The sequence below is a fragment of the Gordonia sp. NPDC003950 genome (assembly GCF_053605205.1).
On sequence record NZ_JBSGIT010000003.1, the window covers coordinates 116,451 to 131,988 of the forward strand.

The 15,538-nt window shown below is 68.6% G+C and carries 15 protein-coding genes; 8 read left to right on the forward strand and 7 right to left on the reverse strand.

Features of this window, described 5'->3' with window-relative positions; genetic code table 11:
• Positions 1-46: 46 nt before the first annotated feature.
• The gene (locus tag ACWETB_RS03605; RefSeq protein WP_449743707.1) at positions 47-754 is read left to right on the forward strand and encodes a lysophospholipid acyltransferase family protein; all 708 of its coding nucleotides are present in this window, start codon (positions 47-49) and stop codon (positions 752-754) included.
• Positions 755-813: 59 nt separating this feature from the next.
• Here the strand turns inward: ACWETB_RS03605 and ACWETB_RS03610 are convergent, their stop codons facing one another.
• Positions 814-2,154 (reverse strand): glycosyltransferase 87 family protein, encoded by a 1,341-nt coding sequence (locus ACWETB_RS03610; protein WP_452209332.1) that lies wholly within the window; start codon positions 2,152-2,154, stop codon positions 814-816.
• 57 nt (positions 2,155-2,211) lie between these two features.
• Between ACWETB_RS03610 and ACWETB_RS03615 the strand changes: the two genes are divergently transcribed.
• Positions 2,212-2,703 (forward strand): polyadenylate-specific 3'-exoribonuclease AS, encoded by a 492-nt coding sequence (locus tag ACWETB_RS03615; protein ID WP_348804105.1) that lies wholly within the window; start codon positions 2,212-2,214, stop codon positions 2,701-2,703.
• 95 nt (positions 2,704-2,798) lie between these two features.
• On the forward strand, positions 2,799-4,205 hold the full coding sequence (locus ACWETB_RS03620) for a class II 3-deoxy-7-phosphoheptulonate synthase (RefSeq protein WP_449743705.1): 1,407 nt from the start codon (positions 2,799-2,801) through the stop codon (positions 4,203-4,205).
• A 37-nt stretch (positions 4,206-4,242) separates the two neighbouring features.
• On the opposite strand, the gene ACWETB_RS03625 is transcribed toward ACWETB_RS03620, so the two are convergent.
• Complete coding sequence (locus tag ACWETB_RS03625; RefSeq protein ID WP_449743704.1) at positions 4,243-5,433, reverse strand: protein kinase domain-containing protein; 1,191 nt, start codon at positions 5,431-5,433, stop codon at positions 4,243-4,245.
• 85 nt (positions 5,434-5,518) lie between these two features.
• Between ACWETB_RS03625 and ACWETB_RS03630 the strand changes: the two genes are divergently transcribed.
• Positions 5,519-5,884: an Rv2175c family DNA-binding protein gene (locus ACWETB_RS03630; RefSeq protein WP_449743703.1), complete on the forward strand. Its 366-nt coding sequence runs from the start codon at positions 5,519-5,521 to the stop codon at positions 5,882-5,884.
• A 21-nt stretch (positions 5,885-5,905) separates the two neighbouring features.
• On the opposite strand, the gene mptB is transcribed toward ACWETB_RS03630, so the two are convergent.
• Positions 5,906-7,423 carry a polyprenol phosphomannose-dependent alpha 1,6 mannosyltransferase MptB gene (gene mptB / locus ACWETB_RS03635; protein WP_452209335.1) on the reverse strand — a complete coding sequence of 506 codons (1,518 nt, stop codon included), beginning with the start codon at positions 7,421-7,423 and terminating at the stop codon, positions 5,906-5,908.
• A gap of 6 nt (positions 7,424-7,429) precedes the next feature.
• Positions 7,430-8,572, reverse strand: a complete 1,143-nt coding sequence (locus ACWETB_RS03640) for a polyprenyl synthetase family protein (RefSeq protein WP_452209337.1) — start codon at positions 8,570-8,572, stop codon at positions 7,430-7,432.
• A 156-nt stretch (positions 8,573-8,728) separates the two neighbouring features.
• Here ACWETB_RS03640 and ACWETB_RS03645 point away from each other — a divergent pair, with 156 nt between their 5' ends.
• The gene (locus ACWETB_RS03645; protein ID WP_348804099.1) at positions 8,729-9,685 is read left to right on the forward strand and encodes a methylenetetrahydrofolate reductase; all 957 of its coding nucleotides are present in this window, start codon (positions 8,729-8,731) and stop codon (positions 9,683-9,685) included.
• Positions 9,686-9,742: 57 nt separating this feature from the next.
• Here the strand turns inward: ACWETB_RS03645 and ACWETB_RS03650 are convergent, their stop codons facing one another.
• From ACWETB_RS03650 to ACWETB_RS03660, 3 genes are all read right to left on the reverse strand, one after another.
• Positions 9,743-10,687: an LppM family (lipo)protein gene (locus ACWETB_RS03650; protein WP_449743700.1), complete on the reverse strand. Its 945-nt coding sequence runs from the start codon at positions 10,685-10,687 to the stop codon at positions 9,743-9,745.
• Positions 10,688-10,754: 67 nt separating this feature from the next.
• Positions 10,755-12,374, reverse strand: coding sequence for a phytoene desaturase family protein (locus ACWETB_RS03655; protein WP_452209340.1), 1,620 nt, complete (start codon positions 12,372-12,374; stop codon positions 10,755-10,757).
• Between the two features lie 33 nt (positions 12,375-12,407).
• Positions 12,408-13,079 carry a GNAT family N-acetyltransferase gene (locus tag ACWETB_RS03660; protein WP_449743698.1) on the reverse strand — a complete coding sequence of 224 codons (672 nt, stop codon included), beginning with the start codon at positions 13,077-13,079 and terminating at the stop codon, positions 12,408-12,410.
• A gap of 268 nt (positions 13,080-13,347) precedes the next feature.
• Between ACWETB_RS03660 and ACWETB_RS03665 the strand changes: the two genes are divergently transcribed.
• The 3 genes from ACWETB_RS03665 (at position 13,348) to mraZ (ending at position 15,414) form a co-directional block, all read left to right on the forward strand.
• Complete coding sequence (locus tag ACWETB_RS03665) at positions 13,348-13,809, forward strand: SAV_6107 family HEPN domain-containing protein (protein WP_449743697.1); 462 nt, start codon at positions 13,348-13,350, stop codon at positions 13,807-13,809.
• Positions 13,810-13,974: 165 nt separating this feature from the next.
• Positions 13,975-14,382 (forward strand): DUF3040 domain-containing protein, encoded by a 408-nt coding sequence (locus ACWETB_RS03670; protein WP_452209343.1) that lies wholly within the window; start codon positions 13,975-13,977, stop codon positions 14,380-14,382.
• A 591-nt stretch (positions 14,383-14,973) separates the two neighbouring features.
• Positions 14,974-15,414: a division/cell wall cluster transcriptional repressor MraZ gene (mraZ, locus tag ACWETB_RS03675; RefSeq protein WP_348804093.1), complete on the forward strand. Its 441-nt coding sequence runs from the start codon at positions 14,974-14,976 to the stop codon at positions 15,412-15,414.
• The last annotated feature ends 124 nt before the right edge of the window (positions 15,415-15,538 follow it).

Sequence of the window (15,538 nt, forward strand, 5' to 3'; positions counted from 1 at the left end):
GGGCCGAGGCGCGCTCACGGCGTGATGGAAGGTACTGAAAAGACCGATGTGGTACTACGCGTTCAAGTATGTGTTCCTGGGGCCGATTCTGCGGGTGCTGGGGCGTCCGACGGTGGAGGGGCTGGAGAATATACCGGCCCGCGGACCCGCCATCCTGGCGAGCAATCACCTTGCGGTGATGGATAGTTTCTTCCTTCCGCTGATGTGCCCGCGCCGGATCTACTTCCTCGCCAAGGCGGAGTACTTCACCGGTCGCGGCCTCAAGGGCGCGTTCCAGCGGTGGTTCTACACCGCCGTCGGCCAGATCCCCATCGACCGGTCCGGGGCCGAGGCCGCGGCCGGCGCGCTGACCGCGGCGAGCCGGCAGTTGGAGAAGGGTGAACTGATGGGGATGTATCCGGAGGGCACCCGGTCACCGGACGGTCGTCTTTACAAAGGCAAGACGGGGCTGGCGCGTATCGCGCTGGAGACCGGTGTGCCGGTGATCCCGATCGCGATGATCGGCACCGACAAGTTCAATCCGCCGGGGACGGTGCTGCCGCGACCGACCCGGGTCATCGTGAAGGTCGGCAAACCGCTGAACTTCGACCGCTACGAGGGCATGCAGGGCAATCGGTTCATTGAGCGTGCGGTCACCGACGAGATCATGTACGAGCTCATGCGATTGACCGGTCAGCAGTACGTCGACGTGTACGCGGCGTCGCTGAAGGAACGCAAGCAGTCCGAACACCCGAAGGAGACCCCGGCGGCCTGATCACCCCCCGTCAGGGTTGGGAAGGCCGCTCGCCGGCGCTTGATGGGTCGGTGTGCGCCTCAGCGAGTGTGGCTGTCGGCCAGGGTGCGATCGGCCCCGGCACGTCCGGCGGTGTCGTCGGAGGCGGGGGTGTACGGCAGGCGCCAGATCAGCACGAGCGCGGCGATGCCCCAGATCGAGTACGAGCTGCCGACGATGTGGCCCCATACCGACCACGTCGAGGAGTCCTGCGCCAGGAACTGGAACGGGCCCAGCGAGAACAGGATCAGCCCGGTCATTGCCAACGTCAGGTAGCCGATCCGGCCGGCCCGTGAGGTCGTGCGCGCCGCGACGGTCACCGCGGTGAGGATCAGTGGGATCGCCCACACCCAGTGATGCGCCCACGATGTGGGCGAGACGAGCAGGCCCCAGACCGCGATCACGCAGGTGGCCAGCACCGCATTGATGCGGGCGGTGGTGTCGGCGCGGGCGCGGAAGGACTCCACCGGGTGGCAGGCGCGCACGGCGCACACCGCCAATGCGGTGATGACCAGCGCGCTGATCACCCACGCGATCTGACCGTCGAGTCCGGGCAGGATGCGAATCCACGCGGCGTTGAGGTTTTGATTGATCCGGCCGGCCGGATCACCGATGCGGGTGGTGTGGAACAGGGTGTGCGTCCAGTACCCGTAGGAGTCGTGCGGCAACCACACCCACGCAAAGGCGCCGGCGAGCACGAAGGTGGCCGCGGCGGTCGCCACCGCACGCCACCGGCGGGCGACGATGAACACCCCGATGAACACCAGGGGCGTCAGTTTGATGGCCGACGCCAATCCGATGAGAATTCCCTGCCCGCGGGTCCACGGGCGGCGTAGTCGGGTGATCACGAAGATGTCGACGATGATCATCGCCATCAGGATCACGTTGACCTGGCCGAAACCGAGGGTCATCCACACCGGATTGAGCCACAACGTCCCGGTGGCGATGAGCAGGGCCAACCACCAGCGGTTCCCGCGGTTACCGATCGACAGCAGCGTCGCCACGATGTGCAGGATCACCACCACCAGGGCGGTGGTCACCACCGACATGATCACCCCGGCCACCGGCAGCGGCATGGCACCCAGCGGCACGAAGCCGAGGGCCGCGAACGGCGGATAGGTGAACGGCAACCAGATGCCATCGCTGGTGAAGGGCATCGATCCGTCGGCGTAGAGGCTCTGACCGTCCTGCCAGATCTGCGCGCCGATCCGGTAGACGTCGAGGTCTATGCGGGTGCGGGTGCCGAAGTTGGAGGTGAACGGCACCCCGAACATCTGCATCCCCGCCGACACCGCGAATGCCACGCCGATGAGCACGCGCACCGCACGCGAGGGCGACCAGCGGCCCAGTCGCTCGTCGAGTGCGGTCAGCGGAGCGTTCATGGCCTTCGTTTCTTCCGGTGATGTCCACTCGGATGGCGGGTGCGCATACTTACCAGTATGCGGTTCTTCTACGATTCGGAGTTTATCGAGGACGGCACCACGATCGAGCTCATCTCGATGGGTGTCGTCGCGGAGGACGGACGGGAATTCTACGCGGTGTCCACCGAGTTCGATCCGGCGCGTGCCGGTGGGTGGGTGCGGGCCAACGTCCTGCCCAAACTCCCGTCCCCGTCGGCGTCGGTGTGGCGGTCACGTCGGCAGATCCGCGACGAACTCTTCGCCTTCCTCACCGAGACCGGCGACGACATCGAGTTGTGGGCCTGGGTCGGCGCCTATGACCACGTCGCGCTCTGCCAGTTGTGGGGTCCGATGACGGCGCTGCCACGCCAGATCCCCCGCTACACCCGCGAGTTGCGGCAGCACTGGGACGCGGCCGGACGGCCGGCGCTGCCGTCGGCACCCGCCGATGCCCACGATGCGCTGGCCGATGCCCGGCACAACTTTCGCAAGTGGCAGGCGATCGAACGGTCCCGGACCTCCATGCGCTGAACCGGCGTCGTGGCGTCGTGGGTGTCGCGGACGTCGTCGACGCCGATATGGCGGTCCCGGGATGATGGTCTCCGGCCGGTCGCTACCCTGGACGGGTGGTGAACTGGACCGTAGACGTTCCGATCGACGAATTGCCCGAACTCCCGCCGTTGCCGGGTGACCTGCAGGCGCGCTTTGCCGATGCCCTCGGCCGGCCCGCCCTGCAGCAGCCGAGCTGGCCCGCCGACGAGGCCCGCCGGATGCGCACGGTGCTGGAAAGTGTTCCGCCGATCTGCATGCCCGCCGAGGTGCGCACGCTCGGCGAGCAGCTCGCCGAGGTCGCGCAGGGCCGCGCCTTCCTGCTGCAGGGCGGTGACTGTGCCGAGACGTTCGCCGACAACACCGAGCCGCACATCAAGGGCAACATCCGCACGCTGCTGCAGATGGCGGTGGTGCTCACCTACGGCGCCAGCATGCCGGTGGTCAAACTCGCCCGAATCGCCGGGCAGTACGCCAAGCCGCGCTCGTCGGACACCGACGCCCTCGGCCTGCCGTCCTATCGCGGTGACATGGTCAACGGGTTCCCGGCGGAAGCGGGTGTGCGCATCCACGATCCCTCGCGCCTGGTCCGCGCCTACGCCAACGCCTCCGCGGCGATGAATCTCGTTCGGGCACTGACTCATTCGGAGGCGGACCTGCGCCGGGTGCACGACTGGAACCGCGAGTTCGTGCGCACCTCACCGGCCGGTGCGCGGTATGAGGCACTCGCCGCCGAGATCGATCGCGGGCTGCGATTCATGGACGCCTGTGGCGTCGACGACGCGTCGCTGGGTGCCGCCGACATCTTCGCCTCGCACGAGGCGCTGGTCATGGACTACGAGCGCGCGTTGCTGCGCCTGGCCGACGCACCCGAGGATCCGAGTGCCGGCCCGGACGGGAAGGTGCTCTACGACTTGTCCGCGCATTTCCTCTGGATCGGGGAACGCACCCGGCAACTCGACGGCGCCCACATCGCCTTCGCCGAGCTGATCCGCAATCCGATCGGCGTCAAGATCGGGCCGTCGACCACCCCCGAGCAGGCAGTCGAATACGTCGAGCGCCTCGATCCCTACAACGAGCCCGGTCGGCTGACGCTGGTGGCGCGGATGGGCAACGGCAAGGTGCGTGATGTACTGCCCGCCATCGTGACCGCCGTCGAGGCCAGCGGCCACAAGGTGATCTGGCAGAGCGATCCGATGCACGGCAACACCCACGAGTCGTCGACCGGTTACAAGACCCGGCACTTCGACCGGGTCGTCGACGAGGTGCAGGGCTTCTTCGAGGTCCATCACGCTCTCGGTACCCACCCGGGCGGCATCCACATCGAGTTGACCGGCGAGGATGTGACCGAGTGCCTCGGCGGGGCCCAGGACATCTCCGATCTCGACCTCGCCGGCCGGTACGAGACGGCCTGCGATCCGCGCCTGAACACCCAGCAGTCGCTGGAGTTGGCCTTCCTGGTCGCGGAGATGCTGCGCGGCTGACGACGCCCGGGCATGCACAGGGCGTTCCGTCGACGGTTCAGGTGACCGGCAGCATCGAGCCCGCCCACCATCCGACGCCGCCGGCGACGGCCGCGAGCATCAGCACCACGATGATCCAGATCAGCGCGCGGAGACGACCCGACGCGGGATCGGCCATCTCCTCGGCGAGGGGATGGGGAGGTGTCTCGACGCGTGCCGTGGCCGCACGTGACGGGCGCCGGGATGCCTCGCGTGCCTCGTCGTCGCCGGCCTCGGAGTCGGGGGCGGTCGGCTGTGGACGGGAGGCCACGCGGGTGTGATGGGCGGCGCCCGCTCGTGCGCGCAGACGTGCGACCGTGTCGCGTTCGGCCGACCGGCGTGGGGCGGGCACGGTGAACGGCGGCAGGTCGAGGTCGTCGGCGACGTCGAGGAGTGCCTCCCGCATCGCGAAGCCGTCGGCGTAGCGGTCGGCGGGCCGTCGTTCGGTGGCCCGCAGCACGACCTCGTCGAGTTCGTTGGGTACGCCGGCGATCACATCACCAGGTGCCGGCACATCGTAGGTGAGTCGCTGGTACGCCAGTGCCAGAGGGGTGTCACCGCGGAAAGGTGTTCGGCCGGTAAGTAGTTCGAACATCATCACGCCCATCGAGTACACGTCGCTGCGGGCGTCGGCGTGCCCCGCCTCCACCTGCTCGGGGGAGAGGTAGGCGGCGGTGCCCAGAATGACGCTCGCCGAGGTGACCCCGGATTCGGCGACGGCGCGCACCAGGCCGAAGTCGGCGACCTTGACCTCCCCGGCATCGGAGATCAGGACGTTCTCCGGTTTGACGTCGCGGTGCACCAGTCCGGCGCGGTGGGCGGTGCCCAGGCCGCCCAGGACCGGGTCGGCGACCGCCACGACGGCATGCGGTGGCATCGGTCCACGTTCGCGCAGCAACTCGCGCAGGCTCCCGCCCTCGACGAGTTCCATCACCAGGAACGCCACCCCGTCGTCGATGCCCTGGTCGTAGACCGCCACCAGTCCGGGATGCTTCAGCCCGGCCACCGCGCGCGCCTCGAACTCGAAGCGGCGCAAGAACTGTGGATCGGCGGCATACCGGGTGTCCATCACCTTGACCGCGACGTCGCGGCCGAGTCGCAGATCCACCCCGAGATACACCGCCGACATCCCGCCACGGGCAATCGGCGCATCGATGCGGTAGCGGTCCTCGAGGACCGATCCGATCACCTCGTCGACGCCAGCCTTCACGTCAATGCAATCTACCCGTGTCCCACCGTGCGAGTCGTGCACAACCGTGCGCCACGGCGCGCGGTGAGACGGTAGGCTCTGGGCGGTGAGTTCACTTCCGCTCTCGCCGGACATTATTCCCGCTGACGTCGAGACCTACTCCGTCGATCAGGTGGCAGCCCGACTCCGGGTGTCATCGTCCAAGGTGCGCACCCTCATCCGGGACCATCGCCTGCTCGCCATCTCGCGAGACCGACAGCCGGCCATCCCGCGCCTGTTCTTCGATGACCTCGGGATCGCCAAGCATTTCACCGGTCTCGTCGACGTACTCCTCGACGGCGGGTTCACCCGCGACGACGCGATGGCGTGGTTGTTCACGGTGCAGGACGATCTCGACATGTATCCGGCCGCGGCCCTGCACACGCACTCGGCGCGGGAGGTCATCCGCCGCGCGCAGGCCGAGGCGTTCTGAGGACACGCGCCAAAGGCCCGGTCACTCACCCCAGGCGCGACGGGCGAGCGCCCGCAGCCGCAACGGATCCGGGCGGATCAGCGAGATCGCCGCGAGCGCGGACAGCGCGACGGCCAGCACCACCTCGGGGAGCTTGTAAAACACGATCGAGTCGTCGGGCTGGAACACGATCAGCATGAAGGTGGAGACGGCGACGACGAGGGCGCGGGTCCACTCGGGGAGCGTGAACGCGGCGGCGATCACCAGAACCCACGTGTAGTACCACGGCAGGGTAGACGGTTCGAGCACGAGCACCGCCAGCATCGCCCACGCCAGTGCGGTCATGGCGGAGCGTTCGTCGCGCCGACCGCGCCACCACAGGGCGACCAGGATGACCGCCAGGCAGACGGCCCCGATCGCCCGTGTCACCGTCAGCACCGGCCACAGGCTCAACGAGGTGAAGGGTGCGGCCACCAGCGTGACCAGGTGGGCGGCTGCGGTGGGCAGGGTGAACCAGTTGATGATCCGATCGGCCCACCCCAGTCCGGTCAGCCAGCCCAGACCGAGTCCCAGTGCCGCCGTCCACGCGGCGAACACGGCCACCGGGACCGCCACCACCGCGGCGAGCGTCGACGTCACGTCCCGGGCGGTGAGTGTGCGCTGCGCGCGTATGTGCGCCAGCCAGATCCACAGCATGAACGGAATCGCCACGCCCGCGGTGATCTTGACCGAGACCGCGAGCCCCAGCACGGCGAGCCCCGCGACGTGGCGGCCGTCGACGACGAGGGCGACACCCGCGGCGAGCAGGCCCATCATCAGCAGCTCCACGTGAGGTCCGCCGACGAGGTGGATCAGCACCATCGGGTTGAGCAGGGCCAGCCACAGCCCGGCCTGCGCCCCGGCACCGAAGTGGTCGGCCAGACGCCCGACGGCCCACAACGACAGTGCGAGCCCGGGCAGCAACACCACGCGCATCGCGATGACGCCGAGATACACGTGCTCACCGGTGATCTCGTCGACACCACGGGCAATGGCCATGAACATCGGGCCGTACGGAGCGGTGGTCGACGCCCAGACCTGCGCCATGCTGTCGACGAGCGGGCCCGGGTGATGTGCCGGGCCGTCGGCGTACGGGTCGAACCCGGCACCGAACACCGACGCCTGGCCGAGATAGGCGTAGACATCCCGGCTGAACAGCGGAACGGACACCAGAAGTGGTGCAGCCCAGCCGATCACGGCCCAGCGGATGGTCGTCGCCGACGGACGATCGGCGGGCGCGATCCGCGGGCCGACGCGGCGGCCGATCCGTACCCACGAGAAGATCATCAGCGCCACACCCAGCCAGAAGATGGTGCCGCCCAACGTCTTACCGTGTCCGTAGGTCACCGCGTCGAGACCAAGACCGGCGAGTCCCGGATGATTGCGCGGGATATCGGCGACCGCGAACCCGCCGAGACAGACGAGGATCGACCCGACGAGGCCGCGCCAGATGTCGGTGCGGGTGCCGTCGCGGTGGGCGGTGAGCTCACTGCCGCCGGCGGGGATCACGCTGTGGCGCATCGACGATCAGGCCTCACGGTGCGCTATCGACTCGGCCAGGCCGCGGAGTTGGGTCCGGACGCCGGCTGCGATGTCGGCCGCGTCCAGGCGTGCGGTCGCCGACCCGAGCAGTCCGTCGACGCGGTCCTCGACCTCCGCACGGGCGCCGACGTCGACGAGGATCGAACGGGCACCGGCGAGTTCGTCGGAGTCGAGCGTCCGGCCGAGGTATCCGCGCAGGCGGTCGGCCAGTGTCGGGTCGCGGTCGGTGGCCCGACGTAACCCGGAGGCGAGCAGCACCGTGCGCTTGCCCTCGACGAGGTCGTCGCCGGATGGTTTGCCGGTGCGGTCGGGATCGCCGAATACCCCGAGGACGTCGTCACGCAACTGGAAGGCGATGCCGAGGTCGTGGCCGACGGCGGCCAGGTCGTCGAGCAGTTGTGGTGGCGCCCCGGCCATCCGGGCGCCGAGTTCGAGAGGCCGGGCCACGGTGTAGGCGGCGGTCTTGTATCGCATCACCCGATACGCCGCCTCGACGCTGTCGTCGCCGGCGGCCTCGTTGACGATGTCGAGATACTGGCCACCGAGGACCTCGGTGCGCATCGCCGCCCACGTCGAACCGACGGCGGCGGGCAGGGGAGTCGGTGCGTCGTCGGTGGGATCCGCGCCGGCGGGGGAGTGTCCGGCAACCATGTCGTCGGCCCACGCCAGGGCGAAGTCACCGGCCAGGATCGCCGCCGCCACACCGTGATCGGCGGCATCGCCGGACCACTCTGATTCCCGGTGGTGCTGTTCGAAGAGTCGGTGCACGGTCGGGCGGCCGCGACGCGTGTCGGAGTGGTCGATGATGTCGTCGTGGATCAGGGCGCATGCCTGCACGAGTTCCAGTGCGGCACAGACACGTAACGCATCCGTCGCGGTCTGCTCCGGCTGCGGTGGCCGACGATCGGGGTGGCCGATCCCGCAGAGCCAGCCCGCATAGCCGAAGGTGGGCCGGACCCGTTTGCCGCCGTACCGCACGAAGTCGGCGACGATCTCGGCGGCGTGGCCGACAACCGGCGAGATCTCGGTGGCCACCGGCACTGCGCGGGCGAAGAACTCCTCGAGCACGACGCCGGAGGCGGCGGGCACCTCCGACAACGAGGTCGGTGGGACTACGGTCGGCGTCACCCACTCAGGCTAGGGCATGGCGCGCGACGCTCCGGGGCTGCCGTCGCGCCCCACGGAATCTGCGTCCGAGTCCGTGACGGAGTGAGGAAAGGGCGCTCTAACTTCAGCGGCGTGCGCCGCGCGGAGGAGATCGCCCGGCGTACGTACAATGGCGCGGTGACCACCTCCTCCCCGGCGACGTCCGTCGTCGAGCGCCTCGCCACGCCGCCGGCCAACGGCGTGGTGCATTTCTCGGTCGAGTTCTTCCCCCCACGCGACGCCGACGCCGAGGCCCGTCTGTGGCGGGCGGTGCGGGTCTTCGAGCGCCTCGATCCGGCCTTCGTGTCGCTGACCTACGGTGCCGGTGGCTCAACACGGGACCGCACCGTGCGCATCGCCGGTGAACTCGCCGCCCAGACCACGCTGCTGCCCGTCGCCCACCTGACCGCGGTCAACCACAGCATCGCCGAACTGCGCGGACTCGTCGGCGCCTACGCCGATCAGGGCATCACCAACCTGCTCGCCCTGCGTGGCGACCCGCCCGGTGATCCCCTCGGCGAGTGGGTCCGGCACCCGCAGGGTCTGTCGTATGCGCAGGAACTCGTCGAACTGATCGAGAGTCTCGGCGACTTCCACGTGGGTGTCGCCTCCTTCCCCGAAGGCCACCATCGGGCCCGTGACCTCGCCCAGGACACCGAGGTGCTGGTCAACAAGCTGCGAGCGGGTGCGGAGTACTCGGTGTCGCAGATGTTCTTCGATGTCGAGGACTTCCTGCGGTTGCGTGACCGGGTGGCCGCCGCCGATCCGGAACAGGCGCACAAGCCACTGATCCCTGGCCTCATGCCCATCACCTCGCTGGCCAGCGCGCGGCGGATGACCCAGCTGTCGGGGTCGGTGATCCCGCCGGCCGTAGAGCAGCGTTTCGCCGCGGCCGCCGGCGACGGTCCCGAGGAGGACCGCGCCGCGGTGCGTCAGGTGGGTATCGATTTCGCCACCGAGACCGCGCAGCGGCTGATCGCCGAGGGCGTCGTGTGCCTGCACTTCTGCAGTCTCAACTTCGCCAAGGCCACCTGTGAGGTTCTCGAACGGCTCGGCGTCGACACCCGCGAGGCGTTGCCGAGCGCCGTCGGCTGATCGCGATCACCTGTTCGGCGGGTCGGCTGCCTTGACCATCGACACCGGCAGCAGCGACTACGTGTTCTCCGAGCGGGGTACCTCGTGGCGGCCCGCCGTCGGCGTCGATCCGACCGCGGCCGCATCCCGCGCGGGTTCGTCGCCGCGGGGACCCGACGGCCCGGGGGAAGCGGGATCGGCGCTCGTGTTCTTGTTTGTCGATCGCTTGCCGGCCTTCGAGGTCTTCGCCGTCTCGGCGGGCCGGCCAGGGCGCGGGCTGCGATCACGGGAGACGTAGGCCAGCCGGGCGACCACCAGGACCACCGCGAGGCAGATCAGCACCATCAGGATCGTCCACCCGCCGAACGCCGCGGTGGCCGGATCGGCATAGGTCGCCTCGGCGGTGAAGTCGGAGGGTTTTCCCGGTTCGGGTGTCCACGAAACCGAGGTGTCGCTGCTCTGGTCGCCGTTGGTCGCGGTCACCGGTCCCGCGAAGGACATGGTGAGTTTCACGTAGTCGCGGTTGGCCACCAGGCCGGTGAGGTCGGCGGTGCCGCGGAACCGCACCACGTCGCCGCTACGTTTGGCACTGAGCTCCATCGTCATCGGCGTGTCGCCGAAGCTGTCGGCCACGATGTCGCCGAGTTGGCTGAGTTGTCCGGCGGTGAGATTGCTGAACGTGGCCCGGCTACCGACCCGGGTCGCGGTGTCGTCCCCCTCCGTGGTGCCACCGCCCGGTTGCGCCGAGGCGCTGGTCGACGGTGTTTCGCGGTAGTCGGTGATCGCGATGTCGCGGCGCATCGATTCGGGGATGTCGAACTGCGGTGCGCCGCGCGGATTGTCCGGGCTCGTCGCGACGATCACGCTGCCCGCGAAGCGATCGCCGACCGTCGTCGAGCGTTCCAGACATCCCGACATCAGTGGTGCGGCCAGCATGAGCAGCACCGCGAGCAGGAAGGCGGGGCCGGGATGGTTGCGGGGACGCGGCATCGGTCGTGGAGTCGGCGGGCGCACGGTGCTCATCGTGCCAGAGACCCGTCGCCGTGGGGTGGGCGACACGTCGTGGCGTCCCGGCAGCCGACGCGGCGCGTCAGCGACGGCGACGACGGGTCTGGGAGATCGCGGCGAGTCCGGCGATGCGGCCGCTGGCACCGGTGACGCCGCCGCCGGGATGGGTCGATGCGCCGGCGAGCAACACTCCGTCGGCGCCGGGCACCGTGTGGCCGGAGAGGTCCGGATGCGGCCGGAACATGAACATCTGGTCGATCGACATCTCGACGTGCATGATGTTGCCGCCGACGAGACCCAACTCGGACTCGAGGAACTCCGGGGTCTGTCCGAAGCGGTGCTCGACGCTGTCGGTGATGCCGGGGGCGTGACGTTCGAGTTCGGCGATGATTGCGTCGGTGGCGATGTGTTCGGCGGCCGACCACGAGGTTCCGTCGGCGAGCCGGCGCGGATGCCACTGCGCCCACAGGGTGATCAGATGCCGGTCGGCCGGGGCGAGGGAGGGATCGATCGCCGAGTAGCTCATCGCCACACAGGCCGGTCGCGCCGGGAGTTCTCCGATGGCGGCCGCGGCCTCGGCGCGTCGCAGGTGCGCGCGGTCCGACACCAGCAGTCCGAGCCCGGAGTGCACGCCATGGGCGGGCAGGTCGCCGGGCAGTTCCCGGTAGGTGGGCAGATCGCGAGTGCCCAGCCGCACCGCCATGCCGATCCCGGTGCCGACGACGATCTGCGAACGCCATCGGGCGAGGAGATCGGCGTCGAATCCGCCGGCCAGCAGCAACTCGAGGGTGGTCATGATGTGGCAGGCACTGATGACGGCTCGGCCGCAATGACCCTCACCGTCGGCGGTCCTTACCCGCCAGTGGTCGCCGCATCGGCCGATCTCGATGGCGGTGGATGCCGTGCGCACCTCACCGCCGTCGGAATCGATGCGGCGTAACAACGCCTCGGTGAGCGCGCCGCTGCCGCCGACCGCACGTCCGGGCGGTATCCGGTGCATGAGCGCGGCGAAACCGATCATCGGAGCGGTCGCCGGAGCGTTCATCGGCGGACCGGACTGCGCTCCGAACCAGGCCAGGGCCGCCTTGAGCTGTTCGGAGCGGAACCAGCGATCCAGCAGGGCATCACCGGAGGACATCAGCTCCTGGGTGAGCGAGAGCATCCGGCCCGAACGCGCGCCGATCGGCCCGCGACGCGCGGTGGTGGCGGTGGATCCGAGGGTGCCGAACGCCTGCGCGAACCGGCCGGGGGTGGCCGGTTGGTAGAACGACCGCATGAGTGCCTCGGCGCGCGGGGTCCAGGTGGCCACGAAGTCGCGATAGGCCGCGGCGTCCTCGGGGCCGCATGCGCGTTCGATGGAAGCGCACGTCGCGTCGAGGTCGGTGCGGAACACGATCGGGCCGGCGGTGTCGGTGGCCGGGCAGAACGCCCACGGATCGCAGTCGAGGTAGGTCAGTCCCGTCTCGCTCAGGGACAGCTCGTCGGGCACCGGGGAATGCCGGATCATCAGGTGCGCCGACGAGCCGCGGTCGACCCGATATCCGGGGAAGCGTTCGACGGTCGACACGGCTCCGCCGGGCACGGTGTCGCGTTCCAGAACGCGCACCGACCGTCCGGCCCGGCCCAGGTAGGCGGCGGCGACCAGGCCGTTGTGACCACCGCCCACCACGACGGCGTCGGTGGTGTGATGACCGGAGATCATCGGGAGATCGTCGGTGGCAGGTGATGCGACCGGTCACGGGCAGGCATGGCGACCTGCCGATGTCGTTGGGGGATCGACCAGGGGCAGTCCGCGGCCGAGAAACGCGAAGGGACGCGGATCGCCGGTGAAGGTGAAGTTGCGCAGCACGTCGCAGAATCCCATCCGGCGATAGAGCGACCACGCGCGGTTGCCTTCGTCGGGTATCTCGGGCGTCGAGAGCAGCACGTGCCGTTCGGGGCGGTCGGCCAGGAGCTGACACAGCAACCACTGCCCGATCCCGTGTCCCTGGGCGGTCGGGTGGACATGCAGTTCGGTCAGTTCGAAGTAGCTGTCGGTGAGTTCGTCGATGATGTGCGGATCGCGTCCGGACACCCGCAGACCGGCCCGTAACTGCTGATTCCACCATTGGTCCCGGGCGCCGCGGTATCCGTAGGCGACGCCGACGAGGACCTCGTCGGCGTCCGGTGAGATCGGCGATCCGATGCGGCGCCGGGCGACGTCCATCGACCTGACCATCGAGGGGGACGGTCGCTGCAGTGCGCCGAACGCGGTCCAACCGGTACGTGCGATGTGTTCGCGCCAGAGTCCGGCCCGATGTAGCTCGGTGCCGCGCGGATAGTTCATCGCCGTGACGTAGATGTCGAGCGCGGGCTCGAGCCAGACAGCGGAATCCTGTCCGTGCAGCCTGACGAGCCGGATCGTCACGAGAAGCCTCTCTGGTCGGATTGTCGGTGGCATCGGGCATCTTGATCTCTGGAGCGGATCTAGCTATATTGAATATGTCGAACGGGTGTTCGATGAATGTGCCTCCGCAAGCTGTTCGCCGATGCCCCGACGACAACACGATCCGGTGGTGGACGAGGGAAGCGTCTGCCACCGGGCCGTGTTGAACGGTACGCGAACACACGCTGCCGACCGCGCAGGTGCGGTCGAGCACAGAGCGGTGGGGCACAACGGCAGGAAGGGGATCACGATGGCACGTCGCGCACAGTCCGCAACGGCGGTGAACCCGATCGTGGTGGGTCGGGCACGTGACCTGCTGTCGCGCGCCGATCTGCTCCTCGACAACGCCATCGCGGTCACCGATGACGCCGAACGCTTCCGCCAGCTCTACCTCGCCGCCCTGCGTGCCGCCGGAGCGGCGATCGCGATCGGGGAGTCCTCACGCCGATCCACCCGCGGACTCCCGACGAACGCCTGGAGCAGGCTCGCGATCGTGATGCCGGAACTGGATTTCTACGCCGACTTTTTCGCCGCCCGATCCTCTCTTCGGATGAATATCGAAGCCGGGATCGAGCGCACGGTGAATGCGGACGTCGGCGCCGAAACCCATCGACGGGTGCTGGAGTTTCTCGACGCCGTCGAGACGCTGGTCATGGCCTATGAACGAGGTGGTCGACCCTCTGCCGAGCCGTCCCTGGCCCATCCGGCCTGAGCGGATCGGTCGATCGATGGGGTCGGAAGACATGAATTCGATCCAACGGGGGCGGTTATGGTGGTCGCCGCCCGAATCACCTCGTATCATGAAAGAAACGCCGCGAGACACGTCATCGTCGAAGATCGCGGCAACGCACTCGTCGGTAACAGGTAAGGAGGGTCGGTGCCACTCTCAGAGCACGAGCAGCGGATGCTCGAAGAGATCGAAAGCGCTCTGTACGCGGAGGACCCGAAGTTCGCGTCCAGCGTCACACGTCGCCGTCTCGGACGGTCGTCAGGTCGTCGTCGCATTCAAGCGGCGGTCGTTTTCGTCCTCGGACTGGTTCTGCTGGTGCTGGGACCGATCACCGGTCTCACGGTTGGTGGGTTCCCGATCCTGTCCCTCGTCGGATTCCTGGTGATGTTCGGCGCCGCACTCCTGGCGTTGTGGGGTGGCGGCAAGCCGGGCACATCGTCCGGCGGATCGAACGACTCGGCCGGCGGCCGCGGTGGCAAACAATCCGCGCCCAAGCGCAAGTTCACCGCGCGCATGGAGGACCGGTTCAACCGCCGCTTCGAGCACGGCGAGTGACGCCCTGACCTGATTCCGGACCCCTGCGGTCCACAGCTGTATCCGTCGACGGCGGCGCACATCTTGTGCGCCGCCGTCGTCGTGTGACTCGTCGTATGTACTCAAGCCCGGTGTGCTCACCCTGCCGGCCGGACGGACCCGTTGATTCCCGCCCGATGGCCCGCGGTTGCTCACCGGCCGTCTCCGTCGCGTCGGTCCTCCCCGAAACCACGCGCATCCCACCGGCGCTCACGTAAATCACCGGGTTTCCACCCGCGTCCCCACCGCGCTCCACTCGCGTCCCCACCGCGCCCCACCCGGTGCCCCACTGTGCCCCACCGGACTCCCCACCACGCCCCACTGGGCGCCCGATCGCGCCTCAGTAGGTACTTTTCGTACCTCCATTCACACGATTCGGGTGCCGGGGACCGGCGCGGACGCCGCGCCGCGCCGTGTGTCGCGTTCTGAAAATGGCTTTTGACCTGCGGATATATCGAAGAGTGGGGCGGTGGTGGGGACGGGGGGGTGGAAAGTGGTGGAAAGTGGGGTACTGTGGGCGTCACTGGGTGAGGCGAACCGGAGAGTCGGACCCAGTGGGCGGGAGGTGCCGACGTGTCCGTGCGATTTGTCGGTACCTACACGCCCAAATTGGATGACAAGGGGCGACTCACGTTGCCCGCGAAGTTTCGCGACGCATTGGCAGGAGGGGTGATGGTCACACGAGGCCAGGACCACAGCCTGTCGGTGTATCGAGCCGAAGAGTTCGATGCGATCGCGGAGAGGACGATGGAGGCGTCGCGTAACGATCCCGAAGCGCGCGCATTCCAGCGGTACTTCTTCGCCAGCACCGACGAGCAACGCCCCGACGGCCAGGGCCGGATCACCCTGGCGGCCGAGCATCGGCAGTACGCGGGACTGTCCAAGGAATGCGTGGTGATCGGCAGTTTCGATCATCTGGAGATCTGGGACGCGCAGGCATGGCGTGACTACCAGAACCAACACGAGGAGAACTTCTCGGCGGCGAACTCCTCATCGCTGAGCGCGGTGCTGTAGCCGAGAACATGGGTGCCGGACAGATGCACCGGGCTTCGGATGGTTCGAGGCCTCGTCCCGGTCCGACCCTGGCGTACTTCCCCAACGCCAGGTGCGCGACCGGGACGAGACCCCGCACCATCGG